Origin of the sequence: Flavihumibacter sp. UBA7668 (genome assembly GCF_002483205.1) — a bacterium.
GTDB lineage: Bacteria > Bacteroidota > Bacteroidia > Chitinophagales > Chitinophagaceae > Flavihumibacter.
Map to the genome: position 1 here is coordinate 59,586 of NZ_DLHM01000003.1, position 17,268 is coordinate 76,853.

The 17,268-nt window shown below is 42.0% G+C and carries 14 protein-coding genes; 4 read left to right on the forward strand and 10 right to left on the reverse strand.

Annotation, left to right across the window (positions count from 1 at the left end; genetic code table 11):
• Window positions 1–36 precede the first annotated feature (36 nt).
• Window positions 37–1,011: a hypothetical protein gene (locus B2746_RS05980; RefSeq protein WP_290791944.1), complete on the reverse strand. Its 975-nt coding sequence runs from the start codon at window positions 1,009–1,011 to the stop codon at window positions 37–39.
• 97 nt (window positions 1,012–1,108) lie between these two features.
• On the opposite strand from B2746_RS05980, the gene B2746_RS05985 reads away from it, so the two are divergent.
• Window positions 1,109–1,786 (forward strand): metal-dependent transcriptional regulator, encoded by a 678-nt coding sequence (locus B2746_RS05985; RefSeq protein WP_290791945.1) that lies wholly within the window; start codon window positions 1,109–1,111, stop codon window positions 1,784–1,786.
• A 3-nt stretch (window positions 1,787–1,789) separates the two neighbouring features.
• Here B2746_RS05985 and B2746_RS05990 read toward each other — a convergent pair whose 3' ends face one another.
• Together B2746_RS05990 and B2746_RS05995 are read right to left on the reverse strand one after the other, a co-directional pair.
• Window positions 1,790–2,401 carry a Crp/Fnr family transcriptional regulator gene (locus tag B2746_RS05990; protein WP_290791946.1) on the reverse strand — a complete coding sequence of 204 codons (612 nt, stop codon included), beginning with the start codon at window positions 2,399–2,401 and terminating at the stop codon, window positions 1,790–1,792.
• Window positions 2,398–2,997: a Crp/Fnr family transcriptional regulator gene (locus B2746_RS05995; protein WP_290791947.1), complete on the reverse strand. Its 600-nt coding sequence runs from the start codon at window positions 2,995–2,997 to the stop codon at window positions 2,398–2,400. The genes B2746_RS05990 and B2746_RS05995 overlap by 4 nt, the downstream gene beginning before the upstream one ends.
• Window positions 2,998–3,100: 103 nt before the next feature.
• Between B2746_RS05995 and B2746_RS06000 the strand changes: the two genes are divergently transcribed.
• The gene (locus tag B2746_RS06000; RefSeq protein ID WP_290791948.1) at window positions 3,101–4,336 is read left to right on the forward strand and encodes an isocitrate dehydrogenase (NADP(+)); all 1,236 of its coding nucleotides are present in this window, start codon (window positions 3,101–3,103) and stop codon (window positions 4,334–4,336) included.
• Between the two features lie 75 nt (window positions 4,337–4,411).
• On the opposite strand, the gene B2746_RS06005 is transcribed toward B2746_RS06000, so the two are convergent.
• The 5 genes from B2746_RS06005 to B2746_RS06025 all read right to left on the reverse strand — a co-directional run bounded on the left by B2746_RS06005 (window position 4,412) and on the right by B2746_RS06025 (window position 12,044).
• Window positions 4,412–4,672: a hypothetical protein gene (locus B2746_RS06005; RefSeq protein ID WP_290791949.1), complete on the reverse strand. Its 261-nt coding sequence runs from the start codon at window positions 4,670–4,672 to the stop codon at window positions 4,412–4,414.
• Window positions 4,673–4,678: 6 nt separating this feature from the next.
• On the reverse strand, window positions 4,679–8,824 hold the full coding sequence (locus B2746_RS06010; RefSeq protein WP_290791950.1) for a beta strand repeat-containing protein: 4,146 nt from the start codon (window positions 8,822–8,824) through the stop codon (window positions 4,679–4,681).
• 25 nt (window positions 8,825–8,849) lie between these two features.
• Window positions 8,850–9,395, reverse strand: coding sequence for a hypothetical protein (locus tag B2746_RS06015; protein WP_290791951.1), 546 nt, complete (start codon window positions 9,393–9,395; stop codon window positions 8,850–8,852).
• Window positions 9,396–9,416: 21 nt separating this feature from the next.
• Window positions 9,417–11,399, reverse strand: coding sequence for a T9SS type A sorting domain-containing protein (locus B2746_RS06020; protein ID WP_290791952.1), 1,983 nt, complete (start codon window positions 11,397–11,399; stop codon window positions 9,417–9,419).
• Window positions 11,400–11,834: 435 nt separating this feature from the next.
• Window positions 11,835–12,044 carry a hypothetical protein gene (locus B2746_RS06025; RefSeq protein ID WP_290791953.1) on the reverse strand — a complete coding sequence of 70 codons (210 nt, stop codon included), beginning with the start codon at window positions 12,042–12,044 and terminating at the stop codon, window positions 11,835–11,837.
• Between the two features lie 136 nt (window positions 12,045–12,180).
• On the opposite strand from B2746_RS06025, the gene B2746_RS06030 reads away from it, so the two are divergent.
• Both B2746_RS06030 and B2746_RS06035 read left to right on the forward strand, forming a co-directional pair.
• Complete coding sequence (locus B2746_RS06030; RefSeq protein ID WP_290791954.1) at window positions 12,181–12,750, forward strand: RNA polymerase sigma factor; 570 nt, start codon at window positions 12,181–12,183, stop codon at window positions 12,748–12,750.
• Window positions 12,747–13,844: a S1 family peptidase gene (locus B2746_RS06035; protein WP_290791955.1), complete on the forward strand. Its 1,098-nt coding sequence runs from the start codon at window positions 12,747–12,749 to the stop codon at window positions 13,842–13,844. Before B2746_RS06030 ends, B2746_RS06035 begins: the two co-directional genes overlap by 4 nt.
• Here B2746_RS06035 and B2746_RS06040 read toward each other — a convergent pair.
• Window positions 13,838–14,557: a 3-keto-disaccharide hydrolase gene (locus B2746_RS06040; RefSeq protein ID WP_290791956.1), complete on the reverse strand. Its 720-nt coding sequence runs from the start codon at window positions 14,555–14,557 to the stop codon at window positions 13,838–13,840. The genes B2746_RS06035 and B2746_RS06040 overlap by 7 nt on opposite strands.
• 3 nt (window positions 14,558–14,560) lie before the next feature.
• Window positions 14,561–17,260 (reverse strand): c-type cytochrome, encoded by a 2,700-nt coding sequence (locus tag B2746_RS06045; protein WP_290791957.1) that lies wholly within the window; start codon window positions 17,258–17,260, stop codon window positions 14,561–14,563.
• Window positions 17,261–17,268: the final 8 nt, after the last annotated feature.

A 17,268-nucleotide genomic window follows, 5' to 3' on the forward strand; every position in this document is an offset into this window, starting at 1 on the left:
TACGCAATTTAATGGAATCAGCGGATACCTTACAGATTACTTCTTTTTACGGGAAGTTGTTGTTGTAGCTTTCTTTTTACGGGTATACCTTCCTTCAAAAAAACATTTTATATCGCGATAGGATCCGCATCCCTCTAATTCTTTCATTGTTACATTATTTCCGGAGAAATTAAAATCTATAACGCAGGGTCCATTGTTTTCCGTATACCTTGCTGAATTTGACCCGGTAATTTTGGCTTCTCCTTTCAATTCTCCAATGCATTCTCCCTTATCTTTTTCAAAATGAATAAAGAAAAGCAGGGTGCCTTTCTTATGACCATCTCTGAATGATACAATATTCCGGCTTGCACCCAGATAATCACCACTGAGCTTATGTGTAAGTGAAAGTGTATCAATCGGATTAAGAATCTTTTGTGTTTTATTTGCCTGGTCGTTGGATTCTGTAAGAATCAATGTAAAAACGCCGGCACTGTTATAAACGAATACATCCTTATGGTAAAAAATCTGACCATCCGGAGCAGTTCGTTGTCGTAGCGTTGTAAATGTATAACGGCTGTCCAAATTGGATAGGGATTGTTCTTTTTTTTGTGGGGTTGAACTACTGATAACCAACGGTAATGCTGCCCGAAATTGTTCCTGCTCAAAAACAAGCGCATAGCCGGCTCTTTTGGTACCAAGCGCAGCTTTTATCAACAAATAGGTTTCAGCATCTTTTATGGAAGTTTTTCCAATTGGATAGATCTGTGGTTTTGCTTTCTTTCCAAAAACGGGTTGCAGAATAGAATCCGGCACAAACTGAGCAAAAATTTTATTTCCGATTCGTAAAGAGTCCGGTGATTTTTTAGCAAGTGATGTATCTGCCAGGTGAAAAGGCAATTTTATTTCCGGAAAAAATTCGATAAAATCAGCAGCTACCACTTCATCGGTATCAAGGAGCTGCTTTTTTTTCGATTTGCATCCGACCATCCAAATTAGAATAAAAATAACTGCGATCCGGCTTTTCCAATACATTGGCTAGGTTTTCCTTGAGTCGCTAAAATACTCCATTTCAAATAGCCTCAATTTTTTGGTTGATCTATTTTTTTTAGATTCGCCTAAATATTGTGATTTGAAATATAGCAGCAGTAAGGAAAACTATATAAAAGCCATCTACCATCTGGAACAGGATGAACCGGTGGTGAGTACCAATTCACTGGCCCGCCAATTAAGCACCAAACCCGCTTCTGTAACGGATATGCTTAAGAAATTGCATGAACAGGAATTGTTGGAATATGAACCTTACAAAGGGGTACGGCTGACAGAATCCGGTAAAATGCTGGCCTTGCAGATTATCCGAAAACACCGGTTATGGGAGTTTTTTCTGGTGGAAAAATTGGGTTTTGGCTGGGAGGAAGTGCATGAAATTGCAGAGGAATTGGAACATATCAGCAGCAGGAAACTGATTGATCGCCTGGATGAGTTCCTTGGAAAACCAAAAACGGATCCTCATGGTGATCCTATTCCGGATGCCGGAGGAAAGATGCCATTAATAGAACGAATTTGCCTGTTGGATCTTCCCGGGGGAGTTGCAGCTGATCTGATCAGTGTTTCCAATCAATCTGCTGATATGTTGGATCTTTTAAAACATTATTCGATCGAAATTGGAACCCGCCTGGAAGTAAGTAACCGGTTTCAATTCGATCATTCGCTTCAGGTTATAGTACAGGGAAATTCAAAAGTAACGATCAGTGAACACCTGGCCACTCATCTTTTTGTTGCCTATGCAAAGGATACTCCGGGTAAATAAAACTTATTTTCGTTGCCGGATCAGATGTTTTAACCGGCTGAAAGTTTCAGGTTTGATATTCAGGTAAGAGGCAATATATTTCTGTGACACCCGCTGCATCATATCAGGGTGTTTGTGCATATAATTAAAAAATCTGTCACGGGCGGTCAATCGCAAATGGGAAAGATCCCGCAATTCTTTTCGTATATACATCTCCGATACCATCAACCGCGCCAGTTTATTCAGAATTGGAATCTCAATAAATAATTTTTCAAGATCCTCTTTATGTATGGCTAAAAAAGTAGTGGCTTCAATAGCTTCAACAAAACAATCCGCAGGTTTACCAGTATGAAAGGATAGTTCTGCATGAATAAAATGGCCTTCTGTTGATAATTGCAGGGTTATTTCCTTTTTTCCCGCGAGAACATATTTACGAGCAATACCCGTAAGGATATAATTAAAATAGTGATCAACTTCACCAGGCTGGATCAACAGACTTTTTTTATCCAGTTTTCTGACAATAAAATAACCCGACAATTGTTTGAATTGCTCTTTGGTAATGCCACAATAGGCATTCATATAACCAAAAAGTTGCTGCATGGCAGACTGGTATGGTTGGAGGGATGTTGTTTTCATTGCTTTTCCTGTCCTCCTGCTGCCAGTTGTTTTTTGAACCGGCTAAAGGTTTCCGGTTTAATGTCCAATAAGGAAGCGAGGTACTTTTGTGGAACCCTCAATAATAAACCAGGGTTTTCCTGAACAAACCGGATAAATCGTTCACGTGGACTACTGATCATCCGAAAGGTATCGTTTCTTTCTTTCACCAGCATCCATTCCAGAATGATGAGTCGCCCCATTTTTTCAAAATTGATGCTCGACTCATATAATGTATCCATTCCCGATTTGGTGATAAAAGCGAGCGTAGATTCCTCCATTGTCTCAATTACATATTCGGAAGGAACTCCGGATAAAAAGGACACTGCCGAACTGATGATATCACCTTCTTTTGATAACTGCACGGTTATTTCATCCTGTCCCTGGTAAAAATATTTTCTTACCAATCCTTTTTCAATGAAATAGGTATGTTGTTCCAATTCGCCAATTCCGGTCAGCACCTGCTTTGGGGCACAGGTCATAATCTGAATTTGCTGCCCAAGCAGTTTTCGTTCTGTTTCTGTTAGAACCACAAAACGGCTGATATAATTGAAAACATTCGCACCCGTCATCATCATAATAATGTAAAATTACTGTAATCCGGCATTTGATATTTTTATCATTTGTATTTTTAGCCAATTGCATTAGGTTTGCAAACTTGCAATACAAAATCAGGCAACTATGAGTAAAAAGATTAAAGTAGCCAATCCGGTGGTAGAACTGGACGGCGACGAAATGACCAGGATTATCTGGCAGTTCATTAAAGACAAGCTAATCCTACCCTACCTGGAGCTGGATATTAAATATTATGATCTTGGTGTGGAACACCGGGATGCCACCAACGATCAGGTAACCGTGGATGCTGCAAATGCCATCAGAGAATACGGTGTTGGTATCAAATGTGCCACCATTACTCCGGATGAAGCGCGGGTTACAGAGTTTAACCTGAAACAAATGTGGAAAAGTCCAAATGGCACCATCCGGAATATTTTGGACGGAACAGTGTTTCGGGAGCCAATTGTGATTAATAATATTCCCCGACTGGTAACCAACTGGACAGCTCCGATTATTGTTGGACGTCATGCCTTCGGAGACCAGTATCGCGCAACAGATACCGTTATTAAAGGCAAAGGTAAACTTACAATGACCTTTACTCCCGAAGACGGTGGTGAACCACAGGTTTTTGAAGTGTACAACTTCAAAGGAGACGGTGTTGCCATGTCGATGTACAATACGGATGAAAGTATCAAAGGTTTTGCCCGCAGTTGCTTTAATATGGCACTGAGTAAAAAATGGCCCTTATACCTTTCCACCAAGAACACCATTCTTAAAAAATACGATGGCCGTTTCAAGGATATTTTTGAAGAAATTTACCAGAATGAATTCAAAACAGCCTTTGATTCAGCAGGAATTGTGTATGAACATCGATTGATTGATGACATGGTTGCCAGCGCATTAAAATGGAACGGCAATTTTGTTTGGGCTTGTAAGAACTATGATGGGGATGTTCAAAGTGATACAGTGGCTCAGGGCTTCGGTTCACTTGGATTAATGACTTCTGTATTGGTTACTCCTGATGGGAAAACCCTGGAATCAGAAGCAGCCCATGGTACCGTAACCCGTCATTATCGCGATCATCAGGCAGGCAAACCAACTTCCACCAATCCCATTGCATCTATCTTTGCCTGGACAAGAGGGCTGGCATTCAGAGGAAAGCTGGATAATAACCAGGAACTGATTGATTTCGCCAATGCACTGGAAGCTGTTTGTATAGAAACTGTGCAAAGCGGCAAAATGACCAAAGACCTGGCCGTTTGTGTTCATGGAAACAAAGTGAAACATGGAGAACATTTCCTGTATACACAAGAATTCCTGGATGCAATTGATGAAAATTTGAAAAAGAAACTGGGCGTTTAAAAAATCCCGGTTAGCCTATAAATAGAAAAAGCGCCTGATTGTTCAGACGCTTTTTCTATTTATATACCGGAGGTTTTATTCTTTATTTTCTACAGCCCTTTCCCGCTGCAGCCGAACTGCTTCCATACGCTGATGCTTTTCCCTTATTTCTCTTGACTCAGCTCTGTGTTTATTTAAAAAAGCTTCCGCTTCTGCCTTATGATTCGTACGTCTCTTATACGGCAGGTTGGCCTGTTTTGCTTTTAATTGAGCCGGAGTAAGTTTTTGTTGTGCACTTGCTTCCTGTAAAAATCCCGTGCTTAAGAATGCAATTGCTAATATGATCAGGTTTTTCATAGTTGGTTATTTTACGCTGACTAATACATTTATTTTTCCAATACCATTGCCGGAGAAGTCCGCCAATGCTTTTCCCAATACCTGCCCCACTTTAACTTTATCAGGATCGGCTTTCATTGCAACACCCGGAATACTGGAAGTTACAAGGAGATCGCCTCTTTTGATGGCTCCACCTTCCAAACAAACTTTGGTTGGCAATACACCTATTACCCCCATTGGTACGCCTGCTTTCAGGTCGCCCATTGTGGCATTTTCTTCGGTTAGAAGAAGTCCGGGCTTGGTAGCGTAAACACCTGCCACCAGGGTGGAATAAGGACCGCTGGATTTTACCATTTTACGATCATCAGTGGTGGATATTTCCAGCACATCGCCCGGTTCATAGGTGCCCCGATTGCCCACAACATGGAATAATTCTGCAACATCCGCACCCGAATTGGTTGTACCGCCATTGAAGTATCCGTGGCCATCCTGATCAATTCGTGCAACAGGTGCTCCGTCTGTTTCAAATATGGCGTGGTTGGAACCTGGTCCGGCTGCACCAATAATCGATTTTATACCGGTACCTCCAGAAGCTCCTTCCACATTCACTTCCGCAAGTAAACCAATACCAAGGGGCGCATAACCGTGAACACCTGCATACGTATCCGAATTATATCCAATAATAGCAGCTGCATAATTTGAAGTGGTTATCCCTAATATTCCATTGCCATCGAAACCATTTTGCCCAACTATCGCAGCATTATTTGCATTATAATTCACAGCATTAATAGCTGAACCTTCAAAAGAGCCCGCACCGATTGCATGTCCGAACTGTCCCCATACAAAAACTGCATCATTGCTATTTGTTTGATTATCAAAATAACCAGCTATATTGTTATTACTTGTTGCATATAAACCAAAGGCATCATTACTCGTCGCATAAACACCAGTTCCACTTGTGGATTGTCCAAAAACACCATTTCCACCTTCTGAAATACCATAAACGCCATACCCACTGGCTCTGTTTCTACCGAAAACTCCATACCCATAGGTTGCTGGTGCAGTGTTAGCAATTTCACCATAAACCCCCGTGGCACTTGCGCTTGGCGTTGCACTGCTTATTTTACCGGAAACACCCGTTGCAGCCGGACCGTTGGATGAGCTGGAACCTGCCAGAGCAGTTCCATTTCCGGAATTGGTTAAAGCAAACATATCACCTGCAACACTTGCAGAACCAGCATAGGGGAAGGTTAATCCACCGCCACCGGCATTATCTGTACCAGGTTCCCATTGTGTACCATTATATTTTAGAACCTGGCCGGCAGCAGGTGCAGTTGCTGAAACGGTTACCCCGTTCAAACGCCCAACTGTAGGATTCGGATAGGTTCCACTTAAATCACCACCAGCCGTACCACTGACAGGCAGGGAGGTTGGAATTACGCCCGGTGCAATTTTAGCAGCCGTAATTGCTCCATCCTGCACATTTGCAGTTGCAACGGCATTGGTTGAAAGTTTGGCATTGGTTACTGCACTTGCAGCAATTTTGTTGGCACTAACTGCATTGTCTGCCAATTTATTTGAGTTGATAGAAGCATCAGAAATTTTTGCTGTGGTAACCGAACCATCTGCCAGTTTGGTGTTTCCTATAGCGCCGTCTGCAATTTTTGTTGCAACAACAGCATTGTTTGCAATGGTTGGATTGGGATAGGTACCGGTTAGATCACCACCCGCAGTACCGCTAACCGGAAGAGAAGTAGGAATTACTCCCGGTGCCAGTTTGGCCGCTGTAATAGCACCATCCTGTACATTGGTGGTTGCCACTGCATTGGTGGAAAGTTTGGCATTCGTTACAGCATTCGCTGCAATCTTATTCGAGCTAACTGCATTGTCGGCGATTTTAGTTGCAACTATAGCATTGTTTGCGATGGTTGGGTTAGGATAAGATCCTGTAAGATCACCACCCGCAGTACCGCTAACCGGAAGAGAAGTAGGAATTACTCCAGGTGCCAGTTTGGCCGCAGTAATAGCACCATCCTGTACATTGGTGGTGGCTACTGCATTCGCGGAAAGTTTGGCATTCCCTATCGCTCCATCTGCTATTTTGGTTGAGACAATTGCATTGTTGGCAATGGTTGGGTTAGGATAGGATCCTGTAAGATCTCCGCCCGCAGTACCGCTCACTGGCAGTGAGGTCGGAATTACTCCTGGAGCCAGTTTGGCCGCTGTAATTGCTCCGTCCTGCACATTGGTGGTTGCCACTGCATTGGTGGAAAGTTTGGCATTGGTTACCGCATTCGCTGCAATCTTATTCGAGCTAACTGCATTGTCGGCGATTTTAGTTGCAACTATAGCATTGTTTGCGATGGTGGGGTTTGGATAAGATCCTGTAAGATCACCACCCGCTGTACCGCTTACCGGAAGAGAAGTAGGAATTACTCCCGGTGCCAATTTGGATGCGGTAATAGCACCATCCTGTACATTGGTGGTGGCCACTGCATTCGCGGAAAGTTTGGCATTCCCTATCGCTCCATCTGCTATTTTATTTGCAACTATGGCATTATTGGCAATGGTTGGGTTAGGATAGGATCCTGTAAGATCTCCGCCCGCAGTACCACTCACTGGCAGTGAGGTCGGAATTACTCCTGGAGCCAGTTTGGCCGCTGTAATTGCTCCGTCCTGCACATTGGTGGTTGCCACAGCATTGGTGGAAAGTTTGGCATTCGTTACTGCACTTGCAGCAATCTTATTTGAATTAATAGCTGCATCTGAAACTTTTGCTGTGGTAACTGATCCATCTGCTAATTTGGTATTACCAATAGCACCGTCCGCTATTTTGGTTGCAACTACAGCATTGTTTGCGATGGTGGGGTTTGGATAGGATCCTGTAAGATCCCCTCCAGCAGTACCACTTACCGGCAATGATGTGGGAATTACTCCCGGTGCCAGTTTGGCCGCTGTAATAGCACCATCCTGTACATTGGTGGTTGCCACCGCATTGGTGGAAAGTTTGGCATTCGTTACAGCATTCGCTGCAATCTTATTCGAGCTAACTGCATTGTCTGCAATTTTAGTTGCAACTACGGCATTGTTTGCAATCGTAGGGTTGGGATAGGATCCAGTTAGATCACCACCTGCTGTACCACTTACCGGCAAAGAACTTGGAATAACGCCTGGTGCAAGTTTGGCCGCTGTGATAGCACCATCCTGTACATTGGTGGTTGCTACTGCATTATTGGACAGCTTCGCATTGGTAACAGCATTTGCTGCAAGCTTATTTGCATTTACCGCATTGTCCGCCAGTTTATTTGAATTCACAGCCCCATCAGAAAGTTTTGCTGTTGTTACTGAACCATTCTCCAGTTTGGTACTGCCTACCGAATTGTTGGCAATTGTTGGATTAGGATAAGTACCAGTTAAATCACCTCCTGCCGTTCCACTCATTGGTAAGGAGGTTGGAATTACTCCTGGTGCCAATTTCGCTGCTGTGATGGCTCCGTCTTGTACATTAGCTGTACCAACAGCATTATTTGAAAGTTTTGCATTTGTTACAGCATTATTGGAAATGGTTGGATTCGGATAGGTTCCGGTTAAATCTCCCCCTGCTGTACCATTGACCGGCAAGGATGTTGGAATTACACCAGGAGCTAATTTGTCGGCAGTAATTGTACCATTCGCAATTTTTTCAGCAGTTATAATACCATCCTTAATAATCGGATTAGGAAAATTTCCATTTAAATCTCCTCCAGCTGCTCCAACCGGATTGGCAGATTCGGCCCGAAACGCAAAAGGCACGCTCGTAAGCGGACTGCTTCCCAGTGAACTATACTGTGTTCCTCCTTTGGGATCCATTTCAACCTGAAGAAATTTATTGGAGGAAGCCGCCCAGTTAACCCCGTTCAGGGATCCGGAAACAGAATTCGCCCCTTCCCCCCCGATTGCAGTAGAAAAAAGTCCAAATTGATTCGTTGTAACAGACCTGGTTTCCTGGTACAATATGGTACCGTTGGCACTCACATCCCGGATGGTTAAACGAAGGGAAATGGTTTGATTGGACAATGCTGTCCCGTAATTGTTTCTTGCGATACCCTGGTAATTGATCTGTTTTGGCACCTGCGCCATCAGGGAACTGCACAAAAACAGGCCTACCACTAATGGCATAACTTGTTTTATCATGGAATTGGATTTTTCGGTTATTGGGTTAATTGAGCTTCACGATTTTATAAGATCCTTTTCTGACCTGAGAACCGGTTACCGGCTCCAGCTCAACATAAAGGAAATAATTTCCTCCGGCTAATTTTGTCATATTAATGGTTTGCGTATATCCATATCCGTAGTATTGGAATCCGGATTGAGTTAAACGCACCCCCTTTTCATCGTAGAGCATGCAGCGCATATAGCCTGCCTGTCTTCCGGAAATTTGTACCTGTAAAAGAGAACGAACGGGATTGGGTAAAATCTTTATTTCCCCGGCAGCGAAGGAAGGATCTGTTACAAGGATCAATTGTCTGCCAAAATCTGGTTGTAATAAACCCTGTGTTAATAAAAGCGATTTGTTTTCAGAATTTCGGGTATCAATTCTTACCAGCTCACCCACACTCCATTCAATAACCATTTTATCGTTACTAAATGAGCCACCGGTTGAATTAATTGCAGAACTGTGTGCATCCTGGCATAATGACAGTTGCGAAAATAGCAGACATCCGCAAGCAGCCACCATTGGTTTTAATAACTTGGTGAAAAACATAGTTTGGATTTCGTTGGGTCCTTATTTTTTCCGACTCAAAATCATTTTCTGAGTCAGCACCTGTTCATCAGCATGAATCTGGATTGGATATATACCATTGCTCCAATGATCAAAACCATCCAGCTCAATTGTATTCATTCCACTCACCAGTTGAACAGGTTTCATTTTCATTAACGCACCAACCGCATTAAAAATTTTAATTGTACCCAATTGATTTTTTGAAACTACGATGGATATTTTAGTAGATGTACGAACAGGGTTGGGTAGAAGCACAAAATCCTCTGTGTTTTTTTCCGATGTGGAAAGTCTGATTGTATTCGAATATCGGATAGACCCATTCTGCCGAATCAATTTGATCCGATAGTGAAACTGAATACCTGAAGCTTTACTAATATTATCATCTATTTTATATTCAGTATACCCATTTAACAATTTGCTGCTGAATACTTTAACATCATTAAACTGTTTTCCATCGATAGATCTTTCAACCACAAAACGCTGAACTGTTTCATTGGGTGATATCCCCAATTCCAAATTGGCCACAGACCCAAATAGCTTACCTTTTAGATCAGCACGGGCAATGGGTAGAACTCCGCAATTGGGTGTTTCAACCACCAGTACAGTATCTTCCGAATAAACATCACAACCATTTAATAATTGTTGACGAACTATATAAGTACCTGGTGTATCAACAGTTATACTTACCCCTGTTGATTCTCCAAGAATGTTTCCATCTGGTGTATACCAGGTATACACGGAAGAAGGTAAAGGATTGACAACGCTTATGGTACTTACTGATTCATCTCCACATATCATTGGTATGTCAGCATACGCATCGGTAGCGTCAAAATTGAAAAAATCAAAGGGTCCAATAAAGTCTTTTAATTCAGCGGTAAATGATGCAGATGATCTGGTTTTCACTAAAATACGTCTGAAGGGCATATCGCATTGACTACCCCCTCCCAATAAATTAATGGGATCCAGTCCCAGTGTTCCCATGTTCACGGCAAATTCAAGAAACTGATTGGCATCATAGGTATCCTGAATGGAATCATCCCGCCGGATTACTTTAAACGGTCCACCCCAGGTAGCAATATTATTTTGCAATCCACTGTAGAAATATCTGTTTGATTTAGGCCGAATCCCTGCATAGCCATAAGTTGCCCCCGAACCATCTCCGTCGAAACTGCCGTCCCAATCAAAATTTGGACTGTTTATAAGCAAGGCATCTTTGTGAACCCAAATCCGGGCAACCAAATCCTGTAATCCACTGCCACCAAATTCTGCGGAAAATATCACATCGCCCGGAATGGTCACAGCACCACTGGATCCATCAAATTGCCAGCTGGTATGTCCGGCATCCGGACCAAATCCGGTAAATTTTTGGGTAGACCTGTCATAAAATATATTGGTCTGATACAGTTCAAAATCAAAATAACGGCTTCCGGAAGTTGCATCAATGGCAATACCCCCGATAAAAAACAGGGAGTCGGCTACAGTATGTGTAAAGGAACTGCCAGCTCTCCTAACATGCACCATGATATCCAGGATATCATTCTTTTGTGGAATATTACCATCAATTGCACCTGTCCAGCCACCGGGACTACCACCATTTTTGTTCGACATAGCATAAACGGTGGAATCAGAACCATGATAATCGCGGATATAAACGGCATCAATCAACCGGCGGTTATCAAGTACACTAAAGGCAGGATACCGCATTGTCCGGAAAAAAGGCAGGCGACGAAAGGCAATATCTGTAGCATACCGGTTAACCATATAAGAAGCACCGGTAGTATCAATCATGAAACGTTGGGTACCCGTGGTCGTATTTGTAAACCAATCATGGGCAATCGAGGACGGAGCCGGTGCGGTTCCTAAAAAGGAAGACCTTAATTCTCCATCCACTCCAAAATTGGCTTTAAACCCGGGAGTGGTGATTTGTGATTGTATTTGAACCATCCAACCAAGATGGATTGCAAACAGAAGCAACAGCTTTTTCATAGATAACGGATTAAATGATAAAATAACCTACGGAAATTTAATTCCGACAGATGCTATCAATCCGAGAAAGCGTTGGGATTACTGGTTGCTGAATGCCGGGTTCGACACAGCCAAATGATGTTAGACTTGTTGTAAAGTACAGTTGTTTTCATAAGAGGACGTTTTTGGACAAAGGATCTGGATTACTTAACAACGCCAAACTATAGAAAAAATTCTATATAAACTACCCATAAACCGGTAAATATTATAAAATAGTATATTTTCATTACCTACCTAGTATTTATTCTTTCAATTCTTGTTGTTTTTTCTGTTATTGCTTCTTTATATACAAAAAAAGGTCGATACCTTGTGGTAACGACCTCTTTTACAATCTGTTAAAGAATGCCATCCTGAGAGCAGGACGGCCTCTAACGATTGCTTGCCATATGAAAATTCTTATTTTTTCAGAGAATCAACGGCGGCTTTAGCGCTATCAACAGCTGCAGAAGCAGTAGAGTCGATAGAAGCTTTTGCGCTGTCAGCTGCAGCTTCAACAGTAGCCACAGTTGAATCAATTGTAGATTCAGCAGCTTCAGTAGCAGTTTCAGCAGAATTGTTACAAGCAGCGAAAGCAGCGATAGCCAATACGAACAGGAGCTTTTTCATTTGTTCTTCGTTTTGTTTTTGAATGAATGATTTGACATTTATACCGTAATTGAGAAAAGGTAACCTGTCTGTTAAAAAAAAATCCAGATTTTTTTCAGGGTTACTATTTGTTATTTTGAGTATTAAATAGTGAACTGTGACTTTTGACCCGATAGAAAAAGACTTATTGGAAGGATTGGCCAGGAACGACCGACAGGCAACGACCACTATATATAAAGACCATTATGGAATGATCCAGACTATGATCATCAACAATAATGGCTCAGTGGATGATGCCCGGGATATTTTCCAGGAAGCAATGGTAGTATTATATGAAAAGGCTAAATCAGGTCAGTTTGAATTGAGTTGCCAACTCAAAACATATCTTTATTCTGTATGTAGGAGATTGTGGCTCAAGCGCTTAAGTCAACAGCAAAAATTTGTTTCGGAATTGGAAGGAAAGGAAGCCTGGGTTTCAGCAGAAGATGATATTGAGCAGCATGAACAGCAAAATCATGCTTTCCATCAAATGGAAAAAGCTATGAACAGCCTTGGAGAACCATGCAGAAGTTTGCTTGACGCATTTTACCTGCAGAAGAAATCAATGATTGAAATTGCTTCTTCCTTTGGTTATACGAATGCGGATAATGCGAAAACCCAGAAATATAAATGCCTTACCCGGTTGAAAAAAATATTCTTTGCCCATTATAAAACCCTGGATGTATGAGAGAGGATTTACAATTACTGGAGGCTGTTGAACGCTACCTGAATCATGAAATGAGCCAGGAGGAAAGAACCTATTTTGAGGAATTACGTGCTTCTAACCCGGAAATTGATCAATTGGTAGTGGAACACCAGCACTTTCTTAATCAAATAGATAAGTATGGTGAAAGAAAACAAATTCAGGCTTCCTTAAATGAAGTGCATAATGCACTTTTAAATGCAGGAGAAATTAAGCCAGCCGCCCCAGTTGTAAAAGTTATTTCCCTGGTTAATAAATATAAAAAAGTACTAGCGCTGGCAGCTTCCATAGCGGGCATTACAGCACTGGCAATATCCGGACTGGTAACCTATCTTACACCCAAAAGCAATCCGTCTGAAATTGCACAGCTGAAAAAAGAAATTAATACGGTAAAAATCAGCCAGAAACAAGCCCAGAACGAAATCAATACGCTAAAACATACTCCCTCCAACCGGCCGGCTATTCCGGGAAAATTTGGTGGAACGGGATTTCTTATTGACGGGAAAGGCTTTTTGGTTACTTCCGCACATGTGGTGGCAAAAGCTGATTCCATTTATATAGTTAATACCCGCGGAGAATATTTTAAAGCCAAAACTCTCCATGTTAATGATCATACGGATATTGCCATTTTAAAAATTGTGGATCCCAGGTTTGAACCGATCCGCCATCTCCCCTATGGCTTCAAAAAAGCCAAAGCTGATTTAGGTGAACAAATTTTCACACTTGGATATCCCCGCACAGAAATTGTTTACAATGAAGGGTATTTAAGTGCCAAAACAGGGTATAATGGCGATACTGTTGCCTATCAGATTGCAATATCTGCCAATCCAGGTAACTCAGGCGGTCCAATTTTCAATCAGCATGGTGAAGTAATCGGTGTATTAAGCGGAAAACAGGTTACAGCTGAAGGGGTTGTTTTTAGCAGCCAAAGTAAAAATATTTACATGGCACTGGATTCATTGAAACAGGATAGCAGTACAATAATCCGGATTCAATCAAATTCTTCAGTTAAAGGTGCTGATCGGGTTCAGCAGATTAAACGGATCGAAGAATGTATCTTCAATGTAATGAGTTATTGATCATTTAGCGATTTCAGTTTAATATTCCTGAATTCCACGCGCATTTGAGGAGCTACATGCAATTGAAGACCCAATAAACCGCTTGGCTGACGCAGGCTCGAATCCAAATCCATGGTTTCACTCATCTTTATTCCGTTAATAAAGTGAATCAGGTGAAATTTCTGCACATATAATTTTAACTTGTTCCAATCTGCTGGTCTGATCTGCTTTTGAAGTTCATCAGAAGATCCTATAGTATCCAGAATGATGGGTGCCTGGCCGGTTCGCAGTTCCACTGATTGTCCGCGCATAGCCAGAAAACCCCTTCCCCTCTCCTCATAATTTTGACCGGTATATACATTGGCTCCATCAATATCTGCCTGGTACCCTTTTAAAGCATACGCTAATCCAGGAACAGGCTGACTACGATACTGAACTCCACTATTCCCATCTGCACTGATTCTGTATTCCAATTCCAATTCAAAATTTTCCGGCATTGGTCCCTTATAAATCAGAAAGGTATTTTCTTTTAACGGGTTGGCAGGAGTCACTTCTCCAATTATGGTGCTGTCCTTTATTCGCCAATAACTGGTATCTCCTTCCCAATTTGCAAAGCTTACCCCATCAAACAGAACTTCAGGTTCAGCTTGTTGGGCAAATTCTTTGCAGGAGACAAAAAGAAAACCAGAAAGAATACCCCAAACCATTAAAAACAAACATTTTTTAAAATTCATCTTTTATTTTTTACCAGATGTAAACAAACTGTCTTTCTGATTACCGCCCGATTTTAAAAACGCCAGCAGATCTTTTAGCTCTTCTGCATTGAGCCGATTAATCATTCCAGGAAGCATGGGAGAAATTTCAGAAACCCTGGTTCTGAGCACCTCCTCTTTTGGGATCAATCGATGTTCCTGTGGTGCAAATGGATTTTGAGCAATCGTATAACCGGATTTATCAGCTGATATTTGCCTGCCGATTACTGATTTTCCAGACTTAAGATAAAATACCGTAGCACCATATTGGTCTGAAATAACCTTTCCTGGTTCTATAATGGCTTCCAGCATATCCCGATAAGTGAACCTTGAGCCGAGCTGAGTCAGATCTGGACCGGAAACACCTCCCTGTCCCTGCATACTATGACAGGATGCACATAAACTCGATACAAAAAGCCCTTTGCCTGTTTCGAAATTCCGGTTCCCCATTCCGCTGTCAACATATTTCATTGCCTCTTCTACTGTCCAATCCCTGCCCGGCCCTTTTGGTTGAACCGCATCCTTAGTTTGCATTACTGGAGGACGTTCTGCAATGGAATCTCCGGATAGGTCATTGAAATACCTGAATTTGTCTTTCGGAAATGCTGCAAGTGCATTTTTTCTTGCCCGATTTATAAAACCAGCATAACTATAGCCTCCATTATATTGAAAAGCAGTACTAAACCATTTGAAATACTGCTCAAGCTGATTTTCTGTCCAGCCATTTTTTACCTGGCTGAGGACGGTTGCATAAAATGTCTGATTCTGAGGTGGAAGTTTTGCCAGCATATTTGCAATACTCATACCATAATCCGGGTTTCGCATGATGAGATCCTCTGAATTGGTCAGGTTTTTCTCTTCTGGTAATCCCAGTTCTTTTTCAGCAAACAGCAAGTCCATGGACTTTTGAATGGCGGCTGAATCTCCGAGGTAAATAAGTAATTTACTCAGCTGTCTGTTTAGTAAGGCTTCATTATCAACCGGGAAAGTCGGGCCAAAATAAATGTTTAGTTCTTTACGCACAGAAGGCTCCGGCAAGGCATTTCTGCTTGCCAATACTTCCGTTGCCCGAACCAGATCTAATTTTTCCCGAGAAGATAAGTTTTCAAACTTGATCTTATGCAGGTTATTGATCCAGCTAGTCCAGTCGGCATTTTTTCTTGATTTTTTTGCCATTGCCAGCATGGCCTGAATCCTGATTCCTGCATTCGATTCTGTCCTAAACAACTCCTCCCAGTCGGTAAGGGGATTTATTTCAAGAATCTTTCTGGCAGCAAACCGGATAGCTTCATCTGAATGATTTAAATAGGTCCAGGCAGTTTTACAGCCGTTTTTATCAAAAGAGCTATGCAATGCTTCCAGTTTTCTACGGATTTGATGGTCCTCATTTAATACTGGTTGAGGTAATTGCTCATTGGGCAATTTCCCATCCCCATAATATACCCTATACAGATCCGACTCCAGCCTTCTTCCCCCGGTTAAAAAATACAGCGCACCATCCGGACCAATTACACCATCTGTAAGCGGAAGTGGAGATCCTGATAAAAACTCCTCACCCTTCGCATTATAGGTACTGCCGGATTGTTCCAGATGAATGGCATAAATAATTCCAAAACTCCAATCAAAAGCAAACAACGCTTTTCTGTATTTTTCCGGGAATCGGGCATTTGATCCATATACCAGGTTGGTTGGCGAACCCTGACCAATATTCAATAAAGCCGGACGACCATCTGCAAAACCGGGATTCCACTTACCGGTACCCGGGCGCCAGCCAAACTCGCTACCGCTGGTTACATGGCAAATACGGGTGGGGCGATACCAGGGTGTTCCCATATCCCATTCCATATCCGAATCATAGGTAAAAAGATCTCCGGCATCATTAAATGCAAGATCAAATGGATTTCTAAATCCGGATGCGTATAATTCCCACTGACTGCCGGTTGAATCCAATTTTGCAATCCAGCCTCCCTGATTACCAACTTCATTATCATGGCCATTAGGATCTTTGATCAGTGGTAATAAATTGTCGATTTCAGCATCCGGACTATTTCGATAGGTATCCATTTTTGGAAGCTTTGTAAAATTTCCGGCAATTACAAAAAGCGATTGTTTATCTGGTGATAACACAATACTATGCGGCCCATGTTCCCCATCTCCCTGTAATGATTTTAGCAACGTGATAGAATCGTACACATCATCATTATCGGTATCCTTTAACCGGTATAAACCGCTTCCTTTGGGAAAACTACTGTCGCCATAGTGATTGACCATTACATATAAACTATTGAACGCGTATAACAGGCCATGTGCATATCCTATATCTATTTTATTTGAAACAGCGCTGGTATCTCCTTTTGTTGATGGAATCCGCAACGGTTCCGAAATCAATTTGGTTACCGTATCGCCGATAACGGGTATGGTCATGCGATAAAGTGCACCATATTGATCAGATGCAATTAATCGGCCTTTATCATCAAAGGTCATGGCCACCCAGGAACCTTCCCCATTTTCTGAGGGTCCGAATAAATGATCGGCCCTGAAACCTTCCGGTAATTGCAAAGCTGCCAGTTTGGGATTGGAATATAGTTGAACAGCCGGTTTATCATCACGGCAGGAAAAAATAAAAACCAATATAAATACAGCGAGAATTCGAATAAATCTCTGGGCGAAAGTTGGTAATTGCATTAAACTTT

What these genes read in the sequence shown, in the direction of transcription:
- B2746_RS05980 (WP_290791944.1), bottom strand. Translation starts at nt 1,011, where the DNA reads ATGTATTGGAAAAGCCGGATCGCAGTTATTTTTATTCTAATTTGGATG.
- B2746_RS05990 (WP_290791946.1), bottom strand. Translation starts at nt 2,401, where the DNA reads ATGAAAACAACATCCCTCCAACCATACCAGTCTGCCATGCAGCAACTT.
- B2746_RS05995 (WP_290791947.1), bottom strand. Translation starts at nt 2,997, where the DNA reads ATGATGATGACGGGTGCGAATGTTTTCAATTATATCAGCCGTTTTGTG.
- B2746_RS06000 (WP_290791948.1), top strand. Translation starts at nt 3,101, where the DNA reads ATGAGTAAAAAGATTAAAGTAGCCAATCCGGTGGTAGAACTGGACGGC.
- B2746_RS06005 (WP_290791949.1), bottom strand. Translation starts at nt 4,672, where the DNA reads ATGAAAAACCTGATCATATTAGCAATTGCATTCTTAAGCACGGGATTT.
- B2746_RS06010 (WP_290791950.1), bottom strand. Translation starts at nt 8,824, where the DNA reads ATGATAAAACAAGTTATGCCATTAGTGGTAGGCCTGTTTTTGTGCAGT.
- B2746_RS06015 (WP_290791951.1), bottom strand. Translation starts at nt 9,395, where the DNA reads ATGTTTTTCACCAAGTTATTAAAACCAATGGTGGCTGCTTGCGGATGT.
- B2746_RS06020 (WP_290791952.1), bottom strand. Translation starts at nt 11,399, where the DNA reads ATGAAAAAGCTGTTGCTTCTGTTTGCAATCCATCTTGGTTGGATGGTT.
- B2746_RS06025 (WP_290791953.1), bottom strand. Translation starts at nt 12,044, where the DNA reads ATGAAAAAGCTCCTGTTCGTATTGGCTATCGCTGCTTTCGCTGCTTGT.
- B2746_RS06035 (WP_290791955.1), top strand. Translation starts at nt 12,747, where the DNA reads ATGAGAGAGGATTTACAATTACTGGAGGCTGTTGAACGCTACCTGAAT.
- B2746_RS06040 (WP_290791956.1), bottom strand. Translation starts at nt 14,557, where the DNA reads ATGAATTTTAAAAAATGTTTGTTTTTAATGGTTTGGGGTATTCTTTCT.
- B2746_RS06045 (WP_290791957.1), bottom strand. Translation starts at nt 17,260, where the DNA reads ATGCAATTACCAACTTTCGCCCAGAGATTTATTCGAATTCTCGCTGTA.